This window comes from Pseudonocardia sp., from assembly GCF_025465255.1.
Taxonomy (GTDB): domain Bacteria; phylum Actinomycetota; class Actinomycetes; order Mycobacteriales; family Pseudonocardiaceae; genus Pseudonocardia.
Window position 1 is genome coordinate 1 of record NZ_JAODNI010000140.1, and the last position, 19,430, is coordinate 19,430.

The 19,430-nt window shown below is 70.0% G+C and carries 18 protein-coding genes; 8 read left to right on the forward strand and 10 right to left on the reverse strand.

The features are described from left to right. The first annotated feature begins 217 nt into the window (after positions 1-217). Together JWP64_RS16850 and JWP64_RS16855 are read left to right on the forward strand one after the other, a co-directional pair. Complete coding sequence (locus tag JWP64_RS16850) at positions 218-1,486, forward strand: transposase (protein ID WP_297497848.1); 1,269 nt, start codon at positions 218-220, stop codon at positions 1,484-1,486. A 470-nt stretch (positions 1,487-1,956) separates the two neighbouring features. Then, on the forward strand, positions 1,957-3,369 hold the full coding sequence (locus tag JWP64_RS16855) for a selenium-binding protein SBP56-related protein (RefSeq protein WP_297497851.1): 1,413 nt from the start codon (positions 1,957-1,959) through the stop codon (positions 3,367-3,369). Positions 3,370-3,470: 101 nt separating this feature from the next. On the opposite strand, the gene JWP64_RS16860 is transcribed toward JWP64_RS16855, so the two are convergent. The 4 genes from JWP64_RS16860 to JWP64_RS16875 form a co-directional block, all read right to left on the reverse strand. Continuing rightward, the gene (locus JWP64_RS16860) at positions 3,471-3,737 is read right to left on the reverse strand and encodes a hypothetical protein (RefSeq protein WP_297497854.1); all 267 of its coding nucleotides are present in this window, start codon (positions 3,735-3,737) and stop codon (positions 3,471-3,473) included. A 319-nt stretch (positions 3,738-4,056) separates the two neighbouring features. Then, a complete protein-coding gene (gene fmdA / locus JWP64_RS16865) occupies positions 4,057-5,310 on the reverse strand; it encodes a formamidase (protein ID WP_297497856.1) in 1,254 nt (417 codons plus the stop codon). Between the two features lie 63 nt (positions 5,311-5,373). Beyond that, entirely contained in the window at positions 5,374-6,015 is a 642-nt protein-coding gene (locus JWP64_RS16870; RefSeq protein WP_297497858.1) for an AmiS/UreI family transporter, read from the reverse strand. Between the two features lie 54 nt (positions 6,016-6,069). Beyond that, on the reverse strand, positions 6,070-6,348 hold the full coding sequence (locus JWP64_RS16875; RefSeq protein WP_297497862.1) for a zinc ribbon domain-containing protein: 279 nt from the start codon (positions 6,346-6,348) through the stop codon (positions 6,070-6,072). Positions 6,349-6,772: 424 nt separating this feature from the next. Between JWP64_RS16875 and JWP64_RS16880 the strand changes: the two genes are divergently transcribed. Then, positions 6,773-7,018: a hypothetical protein gene (locus JWP64_RS16880; RefSeq protein WP_297497866.1), complete on the forward strand. Its 246-nt coding sequence runs from the start codon at positions 6,773-6,775 to the stop codon at positions 7,016-7,018. On the opposite strand, the gene JWP64_RS31555 is transcribed toward JWP64_RS16880, so the two are convergent. Next, positions 6,932-7,345, reverse strand: a complete 414-nt coding sequence (locus JWP64_RS31555) for a tautomerase family protein (protein WP_366890097.1) — start codon at positions 7,343-7,345, stop codon at positions 6,932-6,934. The two genes, JWP64_RS16880 and JWP64_RS31555, sit on opposite strands and share 87 nt — an antisense overlap. Further along, a complete protein-coding gene (locus JWP64_RS16885; protein ID WP_297497869.1) occupies positions 7,297-7,665 on the reverse strand; it encodes a cupin domain-containing protein in 369 nt (122 codons plus the stop codon). The genes JWP64_RS31555 and JWP64_RS16885 overlap by 49 nt, the downstream gene beginning before the upstream one ends. 132 nt (positions 7,666-7,797) lie before the next feature. On the opposite strand from JWP64_RS16885, the gene JWP64_RS31560 reads away from it, so the two are divergent. Further along, positions 7,798-8,238 carry a bifunctional DNA primase/polymerase gene (locus JWP64_RS31560; RefSeq protein ID WP_366890102.1) on the forward strand — a complete coding sequence of 147 codons (441 nt, stop codon included), beginning with the start codon at positions 7,798-7,800 and terminating at the stop codon, positions 8,236-8,238. A 907-nt stretch (positions 8,239-9,145) separates the two neighbouring features. Here JWP64_RS31560 and JWP64_RS16890 read toward each other — a convergent pair. Continuing rightward, complete coding sequence (locus tag JWP64_RS16890) at positions 9,146-9,346, reverse strand: hypothetical protein (RefSeq protein WP_297497873.1); 201 nt, start codon at positions 9,344-9,346, stop codon at positions 9,146-9,148. A 550-nt stretch (positions 9,347-9,896) separates the two neighbouring features. Here JWP64_RS16890 and JWP64_RS16895 point away from each other — a divergent pair. Further along, positions 9,897-10,457, forward strand: coding sequence for an IclR family transcriptional regulator C-terminal domain-containing protein (locus JWP64_RS16895; RefSeq protein WP_297497876.1), 561 nt, complete (start codon positions 9,897-9,899; stop codon positions 10,455-10,457). Positions 10,458-10,633: 176 nt separating this feature from the next. Continuing rightward, positions 10,634-11,893, forward strand: a complete 1,260-nt coding sequence (locus JWP64_RS16900) for an MFS transporter (RefSeq protein WP_297497878.1) — start codon at positions 10,634-10,636, stop codon at positions 11,891-11,893. Positions 11,894-12,104: 211 nt separating this feature from the next. On the opposite strand, the gene JWP64_RS16905 is transcribed toward JWP64_RS16900, so the two are convergent. Together JWP64_RS16905 and JWP64_RS16910 are read right to left on the reverse strand one after the other, a co-directional pair. Next, positions 12,105-13,490, reverse strand: a complete 1,386-nt coding sequence (locus JWP64_RS16905) for an APC family permease (RefSeq protein WP_297497881.1) — start codon at positions 13,488-13,490, stop codon at positions 12,105-12,107. Beyond that, entirely contained in the window at positions 13,487-15,472 is a 1,986-nt protein-coding gene (locus JWP64_RS16910) for a primary-amine oxidase (protein ID WP_297497884.1), read from the reverse strand. Before JWP64_RS16910 ends, JWP64_RS16905 begins: the two co-directional genes overlap by 4 nt. 643 nt (positions 15,473-16,115) lie before the next feature. On the opposite strand from JWP64_RS16910, the gene JWP64_RS16915 reads away from it, so the two are divergent. Next, positions 16,116-16,922 carry an SAM-dependent methyltransferase gene (locus JWP64_RS16915; protein ID WP_297497887.1) on the forward strand — a complete coding sequence of 269 codons (807 nt, stop codon included), beginning with the start codon at positions 16,116-16,118 and terminating at the stop codon, positions 16,920-16,922. Then, positions 16,919-19,114, forward strand: coding sequence for an EAL domain-containing protein (locus JWP64_RS16920; protein ID WP_297497890.1), 2,196 nt, complete (start codon positions 16,919-16,921; stop codon positions 19,112-19,114). Before JWP64_RS16915 ends, JWP64_RS16920 begins: the two co-directional genes overlap by 4 nt. 67 nt (positions 19,115-19,181) lie before the next feature. On the opposite strand, the gene JWP64_RS16925 is transcribed toward JWP64_RS16920, so the two are convergent. After that, positions 19,182-19,430, reverse strand: a 249-nt coding sequence (locus tag JWP64_RS16925; protein ID WP_297497894.1) for a hypothetical protein, incomplete at its 5' end; no start/stop codon positions are given.

Sequence of the window (19,430 nt, forward strand, 5' to 3'; positions counted from 1 at the left end):
GCTGATGGCTCTACCTTCCTTTCGCACGGTGGATCCCGGCAGGGAGCGCTTCGGTTGCTCGTCCCGCGAGGACTTCGATGAGACGGCGCCCCTGCCGGGCCCCGGCGAAGGTCGGACGCCTTTGAGGATGTCGTCCCGCGAGGACTGATTCATCAGCACGACGCAGCACCTTCCCGGTCCGCCGAGCAGAATGTCGGCGTCGGAGGGAGAGCGTGCAGTGCTGGGAATCGGTATCGACTGGGCCGAGGAGTTCCACGACATCGCCCTCGGCACGCTGGAGAAGGGAGTGATCGAGCAGTTCCGGATTCCGCACGGCCCGGACGGGGTCGCCGCCCTGATCGAACGCGCCCTGCGGCTGGAACCCGACCCGGCCGAGGTGCGGGTGGTCATCGAGACCCGCCACGGCCTGCTGGTCGAGGCACTCGTCGACGCCGGGTTCACCGTGCTGCCGGTCAACCCGGACCTGGTGGCTCGACGCCGTGGCCCGGCGCGGAAGAAGGACGACACCGAGGACGCCCGGATCTGCTGCCTGCTCGCCCTCGACCGCCACGCCGTGCTCAAGACCCTGGTCCCGCATGGGGAGATCGGTGGTGAGCTGCGTGCGATCGGCCGCGACGACGAGCGCGCCGCCCGCGACCAACGCCGCCTGCTCAACCGACTCCGCGCCGACCTGCAGACCACCTATCCCGCCGCGCTCGTCGTGGCAGGGAAGGACCTGGGCGCGCCGACGGTGCTGCGGCTGTTGGAGCGCTGGCCCACCCAGGCCGAGCTCGCCGCCGCGTCCCACGAGGAGTTGGAGGCCTTCGCCCGAGCGGGCCGCCACGGTTGGCCTGGTCGGTTCGCCGACCATGTCACCGCTGCTCTGGCCGCGCCGTCGTTGCCCACGCGCGACTACCTGGTCCGGGCCAAAGCCGCCGGGATCCGGCTCACCGCGGTCCAACTGCTGGCCCTGCACGAGGCCCGCCGCGGCTGGGAACAGCGGATGGGCGAGTTGCTGCTCGGTGGGCGCCGCACCGGCGCCGATCACACCGTGAAGGACCCAGACCCGGGGAACGCCTTCCCAGGCGGGGACATCTACCTGAGCTTCCCCGGCCTGGGAGACCGCCTCGCAGCTCGGGTCGCCGGTGAGATCGGCGAGCACTTCGACCAGTTCGACACCCCGAACGGTCTGCAGTGCTACGCCGGTCAAGCTCCGGTGACCCGCCGATCCGGCAAACACGACTTCGTCGTCGCCCGCCGTCTGGCCCACAATCGCCACCTCGGCGACGCCGTCAATCGGTGGGCATTCTCCAGCCTGACCAGAAGCGGCTGGGCACGAGAGTTCTACGACGGGAAGATCGCCGCCGGAAAGACCCACCACAACGCCCTGCGGGCCCTCGGGAACCGTTGGCTGGAAATCCTCTGGCACTGCCTGAACAGAAGCGTCCTCTACGACGAGGCCGTCCACGTCGCCAACCGCAACCGGGCCCTCGGACGAGCTGCCTGACCGGAAGGTTGACAGAGGATGTCTCATGGCTCCTCCTCAAGGTCGGTCGCCGTCCGCGGTCATGCGGAGGCGACGCGTGAAGAGTGAGGCCGAGGCCTTCGTGAAGCGATGGTGCTCTCCCCCTGATGCGGCAAGACCTCCCCCGGGTGCGGAAGGGTTTACCTTCGGCCGACGTCCCCGCGGCCGGCGCCCGGGGACAGCTCCTGATCACCGAAGTCACCGCGGGAGTCGTGCACGACGCGCGGGCACCTGATGGTGTGCGTCCTCACCGGTACCGCCGTCCGCACCTTGACCTGCCACCACCGCCTACGGAATGGTGGGCGGCTCCTCCGGGCGTCCGTCGAGGGGCGGCGGCGACCGGTCGTGTCGAGTCCTCCGGATCGGGACACAGGACCATGCGGCACCGTCTCGGGCCGCCTCCCGTCCCCGTCGCCGGACTCGCACGGCCGACGTGCGACAGGGAGGTCGTCGTGAGTGAGCCCAGGATCGACCCGACGTTCTACCGCTCGGCCGCCGAGGCGGCCGCCGCGCCGCCCGAGGAGCTGGCCTACGTCGTGGCGTTCGACCGGGCCGCCCGGCGCCACGACGCGATGACGGTCGTCGACGTGAACCCGGACTCCGGGACCTACGGCCGGGTGGTCGGCTGGACGGACGTTCCCGGCATGGGCGACGAGCTGCACCACTTCGGCTGGAATGCCTGCTCGAGCGCGCTCAAGCACGAGGGCCACGACATGAACGGCCTTGCCCGGCGCTACCTGCTCGTGCCCGGGCTGCGCTCCTCGAACATCTACGTCCTCGACACCGTGCCGGATCCGCGGAACCCGTCGCTGGTCAAGACCGTCTCCGGCAAGTCGCTCTCCGAGAACGCCGGCTACTCGCGGCCGCACACGATGCATTGCGGGCCGGACGGGGTGTTCCTGACCTGCATCGGCGGCCCGGAGGGCGACGACGACGGGCCCGGCGGGGTGGCGCTGCTCGACCACGGCACCTTCGAGGTGCTGCGCGCCTGGGAGACCGACCGGGGCCCGCAGCACCTGCACTACGACGCATGGTGGCACCTGAACCGGAACGTGCTGGTCTCGAGCGAGTGGGGCAGCCCCTCGATGATCGAGGACGGCCTGGTTCCGGAGCTCCTGCTCGGCGGAGAGTACGGCCACGCCCTGCATTTCTGGGACCTCGAGCAGGGCCGCCACCAGCAGCGTGTCGACCTCGGCTCCCAGTACCAGATGCCCCTCGAGGTCCGCCCGTCGCACGATCCGGACGCGGCGTGGGGCTTCGTCGGCGTGGTGATCTCCACCGAGGACCTGTCCGCCTCCGTGTGGCGGTGGTTCCACGACGGCGACGAGTGGAAGGCGGAGAAGGTCGTCACCATCCCGGCGGAGCCCGCGGACCCCGATCGGCTTCCGCCGGCGCTGAAGCCGTTCTCGGCCGTGCCGCCCCTGGTCACCGACATCGACCTCTCGGTCGACGACCGGTTCCTCTACGTGTCCTGTTGGGGCACCGGGGAGCTGAAGCAGTTCGACGTCTCCGACCCGGCGCATCCCGTGGAGTCGGGGTCGGTGCGCATGGGGGGCATCGTCGAGCGCACCTCGCACCCGGCCCGGCCGGACGTGCCGTTGGCCGGCGGCCCGCAGATGGTCGAGGTCAGCCGGGACGGCAGGCGCGTCTACTTCACCAACTCGCTCTACGGGTCCTGGGACGACCAGTTCTATCCCGACGGCGTCGGCGCCTGGATGGCGAAGCTCGACGCGGAGCCGGGCGGCGGCGGGCTGAGCGTCGACGAGCGCTTCTTCCCGAAGGGCGAGGAGTTCCGGGGGCTGCGCGTGCACCAGATCCGGCTGCAGGGCGGGGACGCCTCCTCGGACTCGTACTGCTACCGCTGACGCGCGCGGCGGCGCCGTCTCCGCGGCGCTCGAGGCGTCGGCGATTTCCACCGCAGCCGACACATCCCGGCGGAGCCGGGCGGCCGGAGCACACGGGTCTGTCAGCGGGACCGGGGCTCAGGTGCTCCGGCCGGGTCCTCCTCGGCGGCCGCGTCCTCCGCGAGCGCGCTGTCGATGAGGACCTCGAGCTCGACGAAGCTGTGCCGCTTCCCGTCGGTGCGCAGCACGACGACGCCGTCGTCGTCCACGCCCGCTTCGGCGAGCGCGCGGGTGATGCCGTGGGCGGCGTGCAGCGCTTCCTTTCCGAAGCGGTCGTACGCACGGTGCTTCGGGTGGACGGGCAGCTGGTCCGGAGTGTCGTCCGTCACCGCGATACCTCCCCTTCGGCGCCGGCCGTGACCGCACCATAACCTTCGCTCGTCGACGTTGGCGAGCTGCGGACTCCCGCCCGCGGCCCGAAGGGAGTCGGCCATGTCCTTCCTGGTCGTCACGCATTGGTTCTGCCGCTCCTGCGAGGTCGAGGGCAGAGATCCGGAGCCCGACCCGAGATGCTGGAACTGCGGCAGGTCGGTCACCGTCACGGCCCGGCCGACGGTGCCCGCCGTACAGCCTCGGGTCGGCGCGAGTGACCCGCGCACCTGCCGCGGCGCGCGGATCACGGTCAGTGCGCGCCGTGCGGCCTGACGGTCACGACGTCACGGCACACTGCCCCCTGTCCTGCATCGTCGGTCCGGCCGACGACGGCTTCACATCGAAGTCGAAGATCGCGGTGGGCAGGTAGAGCGAGCAGCAGGCGTTCGGGATGTCGACGATGCCGCTGATGCGGCCCTCGATCGGCGCCGAGCCGAGCAGCAGGTACGCCTGCTCGCCGGAGTACCCGAACTTCTTCAGGTACTCGACCGCGTTGAGGCACGCGCGGCGGTAGGCGACGGTCGCGTCGAGGTAGTAGTTCTCGTCGGTCTCGCGGTCCACGGACAACCCGATGAAGGTCAGGAACTCCGAGTACCGGGGTTCCACGTTGCCCGGCATGAACACCGGGTTCGTCGTGACCCCGTAGGTCTCCATCCCGCCCTTGATCAGGTCGAGGTGGAAGTCGATGAAGCCGCCCATCTCGATCGCGCCGCAGAAGGTGATCTCGCCGTCACCCTGGCTGAAGTGCAGGTCCCCGCCCGACAGCTTCGCGCCTGGAACGTGTACCGGGTAGAAGACCCGCGAGCCCCGCGTGAGGTTCTTGATGTCGTGGTTGCCCCCGTTCTCCCGTGCGGGAACGGTGCGGGCACCGTCGCGGGCGATCGCCTCGGCCACCGAACCGCTCGCTGTCCCACCCAGCGTGTTCGCCTCCAGTGGCGGGAGTGCGAGCGGCGGGACGCGCTCCGGATCGGTTGCGATCAACGCGCGCTCGCGGGTGTTCCAGCGTTCCAGCAGCTCGGCCGAGGGCGCGGTGCCGAACAGCCCGGGGTGCGTGATGCCGGTGTAGCGGATCCCGGGCAGGTGCCGGGAGGTGGCCACCTGACCGGAGAAGTCCCAGATCGCCTTGTACGCGTCGGGGAAGTAGTCGGTGAGGAAGCCGCCGCCGTTGGCCTTCGCGAAGACCCCCGTGTAGCCCCAGCCCTGGCCGGGGGCGTCGCCGTACTCCTGCGGAGCCTGGACCGGGCCCAGGTCGAGGATGTCGACGACGAGCAGGTCACCAGGCTCGGCGCCCTCCACGGCGATCGGGCCGCTGAGCATGTGCGCGCGGGTCAGGTCGACGTCGCGCACGTCGTCGGCCGAGTCGTTGTTGCCGATCTGGCCGTCGGTCCACTCACGGCACTCGACGCGGATCTGCTGCCCCGGCCGGACGGTGACCGCGGCGGGCACGTCCGGGTGCCACCGGTTGTGCCCGGGTACCGCCTGGTCGCGCATCGACTTGGACTGGTCGACGGTGAACACCACATCAGGCATCTCGAATCCTCCTTGTCGGCACTTCGTCGGGACTGCGGTTCGTCGGACCGGTGCCCGACGGGGTCAGGCGGTCGCTGCGGGAACGGAGGGTCGGTGGGTGCGGGCCGGGGCGCGGGGGGCGCGTCGGTGTTCGAGCAGGTACAGCCCGCCGAACACGACGACACCGCCGACGACGAGTCCGAGCGCGAGCACGTTGTTGGAGGGCCAGTAGCCGGTGAGCAGCAGGAACGCCGGGATGGTGGCGGTCACCCAGCTCTGGATGATCGTCACCCAGCCGGTGTAGCGGGCGAGGGACTCGTGCTTGAGTCCGAGCACGACGAAGAACAGCGCCCACAAGAACGCCCAGTAGAGCCAGATGACGGCGAACGGGCGGTCACCGAGGAGGCGGAAGTTCACGTACGCGAAGCCGAGCGCCGCAACGGCGACGAACAGCGAGAACCAGCCGACGCCGGTCGTGTCGAGCCCGGCCAGCAGCCCGATACCGACGTAGAGGTAGGTGAAGCCGAACAGGTACAGACCCGAGGCCGCGAGAACCACCCCGGGCGCGCCGCCGGAGGCGAAGATCAGATACGTCGGGGTGACGACCTGCAGCGCGCCGACGAAGAGGTTGATCGGCGCCGCTGCTCTGCCGTCGACGACCCCGATCAACAGCAGGCCGTTGATGAACAGCACCGCTCCGACGTACAGCAGACCGACCGTGGCCATCTCGTCCTCCCTCCGCTGGAGCCGCTCGCCGCCGCCGATAGGCCGGTCGAGGGATCAAGGCCGGGGCAGCGTGGCGTGGCGGGGGTCGGTGGCGGAGCGTCGGCGGGCGGGCGGCGGGAGCGCCGTCGTCACCTCGGGGACGTCCCTGCCGGCCTCCTCGCGGTGCCGCAGCCCGACCAGGCGCCGGTCCATGAGGTTGAGCGAGGGCGCGGTCCACTGCCGCCCCGACCGTCCGCCGCACGCAGGACAGCTCCGCGCCGCCTCGGCGGTGCCCATCGGGAGTACGACGGTCCACGGGCCGCACTCCGGGCACAGGTACTGGTATCGCGCCATCACGTCTCGCTACACGTCCGCGCCTTTCGGAAAGCGGCCAGAGTAGGCCCGACGGCCCGAGAGGGATAGAGCCGAACGACCCCCTGTGCACTCGGTTCGACTGCCCGATCCGCCCTAGACGAGCCGAGCAGATGCGACGGCCGACGAGCCGGGCCCCGTGTCTCCGAGCGGGCGCGCCGGAGGCGGCGATCCCGGCATGGCCTCCGTACGGCCGATGACCCGGGCTCGATTCACCACTATCGTTGTTACCCGCTGCACTTCCGCCCACGCCACCGCGTGCGGCTCGTGCGCCTCCGACGCCTCCACATGCGTTGACGCCGACCTCCGTAGCGACCGGTGAGCCCGGACGCTCGTGACCGCCGCCTATGGGACGTCCTACCGAGGAGAGACGAGCGTGGCAGGTAACACCGACAGCAGGTCGGGCATGGCCGACCTGCTCCTTCGCGAGCCGACGCGCGGGCACGATTCCGCCGAGGGTGCGGCGATGTTGTCCGAGACGGCTTCCCGTCTCGGATCGGAGTTCAGCGCCGACCCGGACCGGCTGGAGCTCATCATGGCGGTGGTGGCCCACTGCCATCGCGACCTACAGGGCTCCCCGACCGGGGCGATGCCCGAGCTCCTCGAACGCCTGGCCCGCCAACGCCTCCTGTCCTCCGCGGGCGAGAACTGACAGGCGCGCCGAGGGCTCGGCGAGCCGGTCACCGCGAGCTGCCCGACGACCCCCGCGACCGACACCGCGCACAGCCGGGTCGTGGCACCGTGCGGGCACACGGCGCGTACCGGAGGGGTCGGCGGGCCGTCGGGTCCGCGGGCTGGTCAGGTGGGTTGGGCCCGCCCGCTTCTCGGCGAGGGTGACGTCGCCGTTGGCACAGTGTGTCTCGGGTACCTCGCTGACGATGACCCGCACGGACTCGCGCGGGGCCTCGACGGACTGGACGACGGCATCGGTCAGCGACCGTAGTAGTCGTTGCCCCGGGAGAACTCCACGAAGACACACGGCTCGTCGCCGACGGTCCAGGCATCGTGACCGGGCGGCAGCAGCATCACCTGGTTCGGGCCGAACTCGTCCTCGCTACCGTCGTCCATCACGACGTGCAGACGCCCGCTGAGCACGAGCGCGACATGCGGTAGCTCGCAGCTGTGCGTTCCCGCGTAGTCCTTGAGGTCGTTCGACCACCGGGCTCCGACGTCGAAGCGCACTCGGGTGACGGAGACACCGTCGAGTTCAGCGGTCTGCTTGCTGATCAGGCCGTGGACGTCGGGCGACACGGCGTCCAGGTCGGCCTTCTGCATCGCCGGGGAAGCTGTCGAGGTCATTCGCCCAGTCTCGCTCGCCGCCGGAAGGCCCGGCGACCGCCGATCGGCGTATGGACGAGGCCCGCTTCGAACATGAGCTGGCCCAGGTCCGCCGAACGACGTGAACTCCAGATGGGCATGGGTTTTGGGCCCATGGGCTCGCTGTCCGGAACATCGGCACGGGCACCGGACCAGCGAGCGAAGGATGAGACGCGGGGGGAGCCTGGACGTCCCGCCAGAGGATCGTTCGCTGGGACGGGCCATCTACGGGCGCCCTACGCCGGGTGCTGGTGCTGGGAGGTCAAGGACTGGGAGAACGCCGCCACCCGCGATCCGGAGACGATCACCGACGGGTGGAACGCCCTGCCGCGGAATGTCGGGATCGCGGTGGGCCGTAGCCGCATCGTGGTCGTCGACCTCGACCAGGCGCGTGAGGACGAGGCTCCGGAGGAGTTCGCCGGCGCTAGCGGCGGAGCCGAGGTGCTGGCGCGGCTCGCCGAGCAGGCCGGGCAGCCGGCCCCGGGCGACAGCCATCGGCCCGGATCTCGACGAGCTTCTGACCCCCTGAGCGGGTCGCCGCCTCGCGACGAGTGATCACCACGGCCAGCGGCGTGGGCCCCCGAGCTCGCCCCGTCGGGCCCGATGCCGGCCCCGGCGGAGGAGCCTTCGCAAGAAGTTGATCATGAGTCGCCGCAATTCGTGACGACCACACTCCGTGGCCAAGATGTGCGCTCCGTAGTCGTTCGGCGTAGAACGCGAGAACTGCGCGACGGCCCTCACGGCCCCTCCACTGAAGGGGATCTGAGGGGAAAGGATCTTGATTGATCACCTGAAGACCCGGAAACCTGGACCTGACCAGGCGTTTCGAGTGGGACAGGTGGGGCTCGTACCCACGACCTGACGGATTATGACTCCGTTGGCCAGGCCGCCTTGACCGTGATCACTCAGCATCGTTTGCCGCAGGTCACGGCGCTCGACCAGGATCACCAGCGCTCGCAGCGATGTGCGGCGATCGCGAGTAGGCGTAGGGCTGAACGCGGACTCAATCTGGCGGGGATCGTTGTGGCGACCCGAGAGGACGATCCACCCCAGCGTGGGCCATTGACGCGAGGCCACCCGCTCGGCGCGATCGCAGCCCGTCGGCGAGCGGGGTCTCATCCAGTCTCGCTGAACAGGTCAGCCGATGGTCTGCGGGTCCCCCACGGATCGACGACGAACGGGGTGACCAGGTCGAGGTTCCGGCGCCGAGCAGGGCCTCGAGAGCGTCGACCCGGCCGGTCGACTCCTGCCAGACATCACTGGTCGCTGCCGAGCTCGGGTCTTCCAGCGTCTCCCTACGCTGCTTCGAGGAGAGCAGCGCGTTCTAGCTTGAAGACCTGGTCCCAGAACTATTTCTGCACCAGTCGGCAGAGGTCGATCAGGACGCAAGCGAGGGTGAGCAGCACGGCGGGTCGTCGTGGCCATGTGTGGCGAACTTCGACCTTTCGTCATCTGCGCTGCGTCAGCGGATGCCCTGGCGAACCCAGTTGACCGAGTCGGCCAGGCTCACACCGCGCGGGCGCCACCCGAGGCGGTTGGAGATGTCCTGGAACGTCTGTGCGTTCAGCGCGTGCCGGACCTGCAGGCTTCGCACCTGGTCGATGAGCTGGCGCGGTGCACCGTGTGCGTTGAGGTAGTCGACGAGCTGCTGGAGCGTGTGCACGGGGTCTGTCCTCCTGAGGCCGTTACCTTGAGCGCCCCTCTCGGGGCTGAGTAGTAGCGTGATCGCTCGGCCTAGGTGCTGGCTGTGCAACTGTTATCCGACGACTGAGACCTGGAGGTCGCGCGAATAGGCCGGGTGAGTCATGGGCGTCGCGCTGGTCTCGTGCCCCAGCGGTGGGTGGTCCAGTCTCGCCGCAAACGGTGGCTGTCCGCGGTTCGCCTGGCCGGCGAACCTTCGGCGAGCTCGATGAAGTCGTCACCGTGCCCGAACCTGGTCCCGCCGTTCTGACCCCCGTCGGAGCGGCCCGCCACCGGCGGGCCGCCGTTAGTTACGGCCTGCGAGAGGATCGGGGACGCGGTGGCGGAGGCGCTGTGGCACAACCCGACGATCGGGCGCGACCTGGGACCGGTCGGGCTGTGGAGTCGGCGCGTCAACCTTGTCGAGCCTCAGCGAAGCTGCGCTGGAGGGTATGCGAGGGGGGGAGCGGCCGTACTTGGTTCGGTAGCTGGTGGCGAAGCGGCCAAGGTGGGTGAAACCCCACTGGTAGGCGATGGCGGTGACGCTGGTCTGGCCGGGATCGGCGGTGGCGAGGTCGTGGTGGGCGTATTCGAGTCGGGACCTGGCGCAGGTACTGCAGCGGGGTGAGGCCGACGTGGCGGCGGAAGCCCTCCTGCAGGGAGCGCACGCTGCAGCCGGCGACACGATCGTTCCCGGCGGCTCGCCCATCGACGTCATCCTCAACCCCGGAACCCGGTTCCACCACAACAGCGCCGCCCAAGGCAAGGTCGCGCTCGCCTTCGCCACGGATCGGCAACGAACCGTGTGGACCCGGTTGATCAGCGAGAAGCGGAGGTCCGAGACCGTGCTGGACCACGCCGTTCTGTGGGAGCAGGTGGCCGCCGTGCGCAAGCGGGGCTGGTCATCGGCACCAGAGGAGACCCTCCGCGGTGTCAACGCCGTCGCGGCCCCGGTGTTCGGCACCGGGGGCGAGGTGGCCTACACCCTCGCGCTCGGGGTTCAGAATCGTGTGCACCAAGGTGCTCGACGAGACGCGGGGCAGGGGCCTGGACGCGTAGCCCGGCCCCGAGGACCGGTGGCCGTACGGATGTGACGTCGGTACGGCCACCGCGGCGCGCGGACTACGGGCGCCCGCGCAGGCGTTGGACGGAAGGTCGCGGCGGGTGACGTCACCCCGCCGCCGTCGCTCCCCCAGTCCGTCGTCATCCCCCGGCCGCGGCCGCGTGGCACCGCTGCCCGCCGTGGCGCGCCTCCGAAAGGTCTCGTCCAATGCGGCTTCGTCTGCCGCCATCTCTGCGCGCGCTGAAACATCCGAACTACCGTCTCTGGGCCGCCGCCGACCTGGTCTCGTCCACCGGCAGCTGGATGCAGGTGCTCGGGATGAGCTGGCTGGTGCTGACCAGCACCGGGTCGGCGGCCTCCGTCGGCCTCACGATCCTGTTCTCGGCCGTCCCGATGCTCACCCTCGGCTCATGGGCCGGCGCGCTGGCCGACCGGCTGCCGACCCGGCCGCTGGCGCTGGTGACCCAGTCGCTGCACCTGCTGCTGGCCGTGGCGCTGGCGCTCATCGCGATACACGGCTCGTCCGTCGGGATGATCTACATGATCGCCGCGCTCGGCGGGGCCGTCTCCGTGTTCGACAGTCCCGCGATGGGCAAGCTCGGCGCCCAGGTCGTCCCCCGGGAGGACCTGGGCAACGCGCTCGCGCTCGGCTCCGTCCTGAACTCCACCGGCCGCGTGCTGGGGATGAGCCTGGGCGGTGTTCTCGCCGGCCTGGTCGGCGACGCCGCGCTCTTCGCGGTCAACGCCGCGAGCTTCCTGGCCGTCATCGTGGCCGTGCTGGCCATGCGGACCGGCGCACTGTTCCCGCTCCCGGAGAGCACGCCGGAACGGGCCGGGGTGCGGGCCGGGCTGCGCTACCTGCTCGGCGACCACCGGTTGCTCGTGCTGTTCGCGCTCGGCTTCGTCCTGTCCAGCGTGGGCCGCAACTACCAGGTCAGCATGGCCGCGATGAGTAGCGGACCGCTGGCGGCCGGTTCCGAAGGGTTCGGCTTCCTCTCCACGGTCTTCGCGGTCGGCACGGTCCTGGGCGGGCTGTTCGCCGCGCACCGCCGGCAGCTGACGCTCACGCTGCTGCTCGGCACGGCGGCGGTGACCAGCGTGCTGCAACTGCTCAGCGGGTTCTCTCCCGGGCTCCTGACGTTCGCGGCCAGCATGCTGCCGATCGCCGTCGGCGCCGTCCTGATCGACACCGTGATGGGTACCCGGGTGCAACTCGACACCGCCGAGGACATGCGCGGACGCGTGATCGCCGCCCAGGGCATGGTGTCCGCCGGCGCCGGTGCGCTGGGTGGGCCGTTGGTCGGCTGGCTCGCCGAGACTCTCGGCCCCGGCCGGGCCCTCAACGTGGCCGGCCTGGTCACCGTCGTCGCGACGGCGCTCGCGACCGTCGCCCTGCTCCGGCTCCGCCGCCGTCGCCAGGAGGCCGAGTCCGTCCCGTCACGGGGCACGCTCGAACTCACCGCGTAATACCGAGCGCGACCGGCGTGGCTGCATCACGCACCACGCCGGTCGCGCAACCGGGTCGGCTGGGTCGCCGTTCGATCAAGGGCATGGCACCCACCTCGGAATGTCCCGCGCGAACAGCACGACGACGGCCCGCCCCTGGCTGGGGCGGGCCGTCGTGGTTCGCACGTCCCGAGGGGTGAACGATGCCCCCGGCACTACTCGGACGCCCTCGTCACCCTGCAGGCGTCTGCACCGGGCCGCGGAGCCGGACGATGAAATACCAGGCGATGCCGATGACCAGCAGGGCCAGATAGAGGTAAGGCAGGACGTTGTACGGGTAGTCGGGGACCGGTACGAGATTCTTGTAGGTGACGTAGACGATCGCGGCGGCCGCGGCGGCGGCGAGCACCCAGTGGCGGGCGCGGACCGTGTGGTGGCGGCGCAGGAAGATCGGCATGCCGAGGGCCATCAGGAGATACGCGGTGAGGTAGCCGAAGGTGCCGATCGTGCCGGTGTAGGCGTAGACCTCCAGCGGCGTCATGCCCACGAGCACCATGACCGCCGGGACCACCACCACGGCCGGCAGCAGGGCGAGAATCGCGACGTGCGGGGTGCGGTGCCGAGCGTGCGCCCGGCCCAGGGCCGGGTGCAGCACGCCGTCGTGCGACACGGCGAACAGCACCCGGGAGGCGGCGTTGATGCTCGCGATGGTGACGGCGAAGAACGACGCGACCACGCCGAGGTCGATCACGTAGCGGAACCCCGCCAGCCCCACGCTCCTGGCCAGGTCGTCCATCGGTGCGGCACTGCTGCCGAGCCCGTCCGCGCCGAGCCCGAGGACCGAGGTGTAGGCCGCGAACACGTACAGCACGCCGACGACCACGGCCGAGGTCAGCACGGCCCGCGGGATCGCCCGGTGCGGATCCTTCGCCTCCGCGCCCAGCGCCGCGGCGCTCTCGAACCCGACGAACCCGAGCACCGCGAGGACGACGCCGAAGGTGATGCCGTCCGACGACGCGCCGGTCAGGCTGATCTGCGCGGTATCGGGCGTCGCGCCGTGCTTGGCGATCGTCACGACGAACAGCACCAGGATCGCCGCGATCGAGGCGATCTCCAGCACCAGACCCACCCGGGTGGAGAGCTTGATCCCGCCCCAGGCGAAGGCCGCCGCGGCCGCGCCTGCGATCACGAAGATCACCACCTGGGTGGCAGTCGCCCCCGCCGGGATGCCGACGCCCTCCAGGAGTGCACCGCCGTAGATCCCGACGCCGACCACTCCGATCATCGCGATGAACAGGTAGCCGATGACCAGCGCCCAGCCGGCCGCGAAGGCGCTGCCGCGGCCGAGGCTCTGCCCGACGTAGTCGTAGAGCGAACCCGCCGACGCGATCTTGGTGCCGAACTGCGCGACGCACAGCCCGATCAGCACCACCGTGACGAGGGCGAGCAGGTAGGACAGCCACGAGCCGTTGCCCGCGGACAGCACGATCAGGGCGGGCCCGGTCGCCATCACCGCGCTGGGCGCGATCGCGGCGACGGACTGGGCCAGTACCTCGACCGGGCCCATCGTCCTGTGGGCCAGCCCGGTCGCGGGCCGGTCCAGCTCGGGGGCGCTCACCGGGGCGTGTGCCCGTTGCTGGAACCGAGGGTCGAATGGCAGGCCGGCGCGCTCGGGGGCAGGTCGAGCGCGGGGTTGCCGTCGAAGAATCCGACCGGCTTGAGGTGGAACCCGACCCGCGAGGTCGGCATCACCGGCCAGTCCTCGGGGCGCACCACGTGGTGGGCGCAGAACGTGTACCAGACGACGACGTCAGCGGACTCGATCGGCCGGTCGGCCGCGACGAACGACGGCAGGCCGTCGGTCCCGCCCCTGTTCTGGTTCGGGTAGTCGCCCGCGGCGAAGCGCTCGGTCTCGTCGTAGGCGGTGACCCACAGGTGTTTGTAGGCGAACCCGGCCCGGTTCCAGGTCTGGGTGCCCTCGCCGGCCATCGGCACCGTGTTCTCGCCGGGCATCAGCTTGTAGCCGACCGGCTCACCGGTCGCACCGACCACGTCGGGGTTGGTGATGGTCCAGTAGCGGGCCTTGAACGGGTCGATCAGCCGGCCGGAGTCGCTCTCCCGGGCCAGCAGGGTCTTACGGGTCCGCCAGGCGTTGCCCGTCTCGTTGTCCGGGCCGACCGGGAGCGGCTCGGAGTCGACCTCGTGGACGGAGTTGCGGTGCCCGTCGACGGCCATGTCCAGGCGCACGTTGAAGAAGTGCTGGTGGTGCGGGCCGTACAGGTTCGGCGCGACCAGCGTTCCGTGCCCCGGCCGCTGCCCGCCGGCGACCGCGCCGGTGGAGATGACGCCGGTCAGCTTCACCTCGAACTCGATGTTGCCGTCGTTGTAGAGGTACCAGAAGAAGCCGTACTCGTAGTTGCCCACCGTGGCGTAGCAGGAGATCACGAGCCGCCGCGACCGCCGGACCTCGGTCTTCTCGGTCCGGAAGTCGGTGTGTTTCCAGCTGACCCCGGCGTCCTCCTCGTGCATGCAGATCGCGTTCGGGATGGTGAGCGGGTGGCCGTCTGCGTCGTTCACGACGGCGTCGAAGTAGAAGATCTCGCCGAGGCAGTCGCAACCGAGCTCGAGGGGGTTGAGCAGGAAGCCGATGCCGTACTCCCCCTCGTCGAAGACGTTCTTGAAGCGGTGGGTGGGGGCTGGGTCGCCGTAGGGGATGTACATCTCCGACATCGACGCCCGGTGGATCACCGGCCGGAGCCTGCCGCGGTCGGAGTAGCCGACCGTGTGCAGCACGAGCCCCTCGCGCGGGCTGAATCCCACCCGCAGGCGCCACTTCTGCCAGCTCACCTCGCGCCCGGAGACGGTGAAGCTCGGGCCCTCGGGCTGGGTGATCTCCAGCGGGCGGACGTCGTCGCGCAGGCCGGTGAACTCGGGCCGGTTGCCCGGCCGGGTCATCAGCTCGGGCATGTAGTTCCCGGGCTGCGGCGGGAGCGGGACGACCCCGTGGTCCTGGACGTCGACGACCTCCATGCGGTCCAGGTCGACCACGACGAGCAGCCCCTCCACCGGGCGGGCGTAGCCGTTGTCGTCGGGGCCGGAGCGGATGAAGGTGAGTGGGCGGATCAGCCGACGGCCCGGATCGGTGTCCTCGCTGAACCCGGTGGCCCACGGGTCGAGCATGGCCAGGCTGAAATCGGTGACGCCCCGCTTGCGAACGGCCTCCTGCCAGCGCGGATCCGCTCGGGTGAGGTCCTCCGCGGCGAAGAACTCCTCCAGCATGATGCTGGGCTGGACCCCCGAGCGCTCGTTCCACGACTCCACGGTCGAGCTCGTCAGCGACACGACAGCCTCGATGGTGCGGCTGGTCGCCCGGTCGTAGAGCACGACGAACGAGCGGCGCTCCAGAGCGGCTCCGGGTCCGCTCCCGAGCAGCTCGGTCTTGGCCGGCTCGGCCAGCGACACCGACACGAAGCGGGTGCTGGGCGGGAGCTCACGCTCGTCACACAGGATCGCCACCGTCGCGGTGACCTCCGCGGCCGACAGTGGATCCAAGGCATGGGCGGTCGCGGGTCGGGTCGTGGTCTGCTGCAGGTCAGTCACACGGTTCTCCACTCAGCGTCGCCGAACGCCTGCCTCGTTGCAGACTCGGCCTACCCGGACTGTCGCACCGCCGGCGCTCCGGTAGAAGTCCCCTCGTCCCGATCTGGGAAACGCGTCCACGACATTCTCATTCCAGCTCGACAGATCGGCGACGTGCCGCCCTCGCGCGGCTGCCCGGGGTTCTGGAGTCCCCTGATGGGACTCGTCGGAGCCCGCTGCTCCTCGCCTCCTCGACCGCCAGGCCCCGTTCGGCGTCTACGACCAGGTGTCCCTGTTGTCGGCGCTCGCGACCATCCCGATCTCGGTGTGGGAGCTGTCGCTCCGTGCTCGACGCAGAGGGCCGGGGTCAGGGGAGGGCGACGAGCAGGCGCCGGATCTCGTTGCCCCGATGGCGGATCACCCGCCGGGCACCGACTCGAGATGCCCTTCTCCGCGTCGCGCTGGTGTTCGGTGGCGGCGAGGCAGGCCGCGGCGAGAATGGCGAGGGCGACGTAGGTGCACCAGACCCGTCAATGATCGGCAACTCTTCGCCGGCGGCCCACTCGAACGTATACTTCCGCTTCGAGTTGCGTTCGTCGCCCTGCGTAATTCCAGGTCGCCCTGCGTAATTCGATTCGGCCCGCCCGAGCGTTGAGGAGCTGTTGTGGAGTCGCCGAGCTGGGCCCCCGTCGAGGTGGATGTCGATCGTCCCAGTGCGGCGCGGGTGTACGACTATTATCTCGGCGGTTCGCACAACTTCGCGGTTGATCGGGAGATGGCTCGTCTGGCCGTCGGATTGTGGCCGGATCTGCCGCAGATCATGCAGGCGAACCGGGCTTTTCTGCGGCGCGCGGTGCGGTACCTGGCCAGCCAGGGGATCACTCAGTTTCTCGACATCGGGTCGGGTATTCCGACGGTGGGGAACGTACACGAGGTCGCTCAGGCGGCCGCGCCGGACGCCCGGGTCGTCTATGTCGACATCGATCCGGTCGCCGTGGCGCACAGCAGGGCAATTCTGGTCGGTGACGATCGCACCGACGTCGTTCACGCTGACCTGCGTGATGTGGAGTCGGTGCTGGGCGACTCCCGCACGGCCCGGCTGCTGGACCTGTCCCGCCCGGTCGGTGTGCTGATGGTTGCGCTGCTGCACTTCGTGCCCGCTGAGGCGAACCCCGCGGGCCTGCTCGCGCGCTACCGCGCCGCGATGGCGCCGGGCAGCTATCTGGTCGTCTCCCACGCCACTCACGAAGGCCAGCCGGATGAGGCGGGCGAGCACACGGCGCTCTACCAACGGACCGGCACACCCATGACGATGCGCTCACGGGCCGAGGTCGACGGGCTGTTCGACGGTTTCGACCTGGTGGCGCCGGGCGTGGTTTTCCTTCCGTCGTGGCGACCCGAGCCCGGGGCTCTGCCCGATGCCCACCCTGAGCGGTACAGCGGTTTCGCCGCGGTGGGAAGGCGGAGGTGACACCGGGTGGCGGCGAGCGCGTCGAGGGCGCCACCGCTCACGCTCGAGGCTCCTTCGCGCAGGCGTGGGCGTGCGCCGTCGCCGGTACCAGCTACGTGGCCTGGGGGCCCGCCGAGCTGGCCGGCTATCTGCTGGGGCTGACCGACCGCCTGGTGGACCTCCTGGTGGCCGATGACTTCGACACGGCACCGGCGGTTCAGGTCGGCGCCGACCTGGTGGCCGCACACTTCACCGGGACCGAGACCTTGAGCCGATCGCTGGTTGTGCTCCGCGAGGGATTGCCCCCGCTGGTGCGCGACTGCGCCCCGTCGGACCTGACCAGCCGACTCACCAGGGCGATGGGTGCACTTGCCGGCGGTTACGCGGCAGCGTTGCGCGAGCGGGCGCTGGATGAACAGGATGAGATTCGTCGGGCGATGTTCGAGGCCCACCGTCAGGCGGAGCGCAGGCTCGCGGTCAGCGAGGCCCGGTTCCACACCATGTTCACCGAGGCGGCGATCGGGATCGCGATCGGCGACCTGGGCGGGAACATCACAGAAGCAAACCCGACGCTGCTGAAGATGTTCGGCTACACCGCAGAAGAGTTCACGCGCCGCAACGTCAGCGAGATGGTGCACCCGGACGACGCTCCGAGCGTTTGGCAGTCCTACGAGGAACTCGTGGCCGGAAGGCGCGACCATTTCCGCGTCGAAAAACGCTTCTTCCGAGCAGACGGCGGGGTCATCTGGACCCATTTGACCGTATCCCTCGTCCGCGACGAGGCGGGCGCACCCGCCTATCAGGTCGCGATGCTCGAGGACATCACCGAACGGCACCGGTTACAGTCCGAACTCGAACACCTGGCCTATCACGACCCGCTCACCGGGCTACCCAACCGCGCGCTGCTGTCCAAACGACTGGCCGAGATCTTCTCCCGCCCCCGGACGAATCACCGGATCGGGCTGTGCTTCATGGACCTCGACGGGTTCAAAGCGGTCAACGACAGCCAGGGGCACGATGTCGGCGACCAACTGCTGAGGGCGGTCGCAACCCTGCTGGACCGCTGCTGCGGTCCCGGGCAACTGGTCGCCCGGATGGGCGGCGACGAGTTCGTGATCCTGATCGACTCCACCACGACGCTGAGCCAGGTGGTCACGCTCGCGGAGAAGATCCTCGCCGCGGTGGCTCTCCCCGTCCGGCTGGGTGGCCACGAGCTGACCGTCACCGCAAGCATCGGGATCGTCGAGCAGCCCGTCGCGGCGACCACCCCGGCCGACCTGATGTCGGCGGCCGACATCACCCTTTACTGGGCCAAGCGCAAGGGCAAGGGCCGATACGAGGTGTTCGACCGCGATCGCGTCGAGGACGAGATCGCCGCGTACACATTATCGGCGACCATGCCGGCCGCGATCGAGCGCAACGAATTCTTCGTGGAGTATCAACCATTGGTATCACTGGCCGATGAAGCGCTGTGCGGCGTCGAGGCACTCGTGCGCTGGCAACACCCCACCTATGGCCTGCTCACCCCGAACCGCTTCATCGGACTCGCCGAGGAGACCGGGGGCATCGTGCCACTCGGCGGTTGGGTACTGGCCACAGCCTGCGCGCAGGCCCGGCAGTGGCGGGACCAGTTCGGCGAGAGCGCACCCTTCGTCAGTGTCAACCTCGCACCCCGCCAACTTCAGGAACCAGGCCTGGTCAGCGAGGTCGCCGCGATCCTCGCCGACACCGGTCTACCGCCTCGACAACTCCAGTTGGAGCTGACCGAGCAAGCTGTCATGTCCGACGAGCCCGGACCCCTGCAGGCACTCGGCGCGCTCAACGAGATCGGAGTACGGCTGGCGATCGACGACTTCGGTACCGGATACTCCAACCTCTCCTACCTTCGACGACTACCGGTCCACGCACTCAAACTGGACGGCTCGTTCGCCGAGGGACTGCGCCGTGCGGACAGCCCAAATGCCGCCGACGAACAAATCGTGTCCGCACTCGTCACCCTCGCCCACGCCCTCGACCTCACCGTCACCGCCGAAGGCGTCGAGACCGCCACGCAGCTGCAGCGGCTGCGCGCCCTGGGATGCGACACCGGACAAGGTTGGTACCTCGCCCGACCCGGCCCACCCCAACAAATCAGCGCAATGCTGCGCCGCGGCTGTTCCAACGTCAACGCGGACGCGACGACGAACCACGCTTGCTCCCACCAGAGTTCATGACGGAGGAGTTGAGAGACGATCGTCGCGGCGGCACCGGACCCGTGCCGCAGAGCGGATCACCGCGCGCCTAGGCGAGGGCCACGGCGCCGCCCCGGCGGCCGTCGGCCCCGCCCGAGACGGCCCCGCTGCGCGGGTCGCGGCCCACGGCCTGGCACCCACCGAAGAACAGGTTCGGGGCACCGAAGACCGAGACCGGGCGGCCGGTGGCCCGCAGCGCCGCCACGTCGATCCCCGGCTCGGCGTGCACCGCGCCCCGCTCGAGATGCAGCCGCGGGGCGTCTACGGCCCGTTGCGGTGACATGCGCCCGTCCACGAC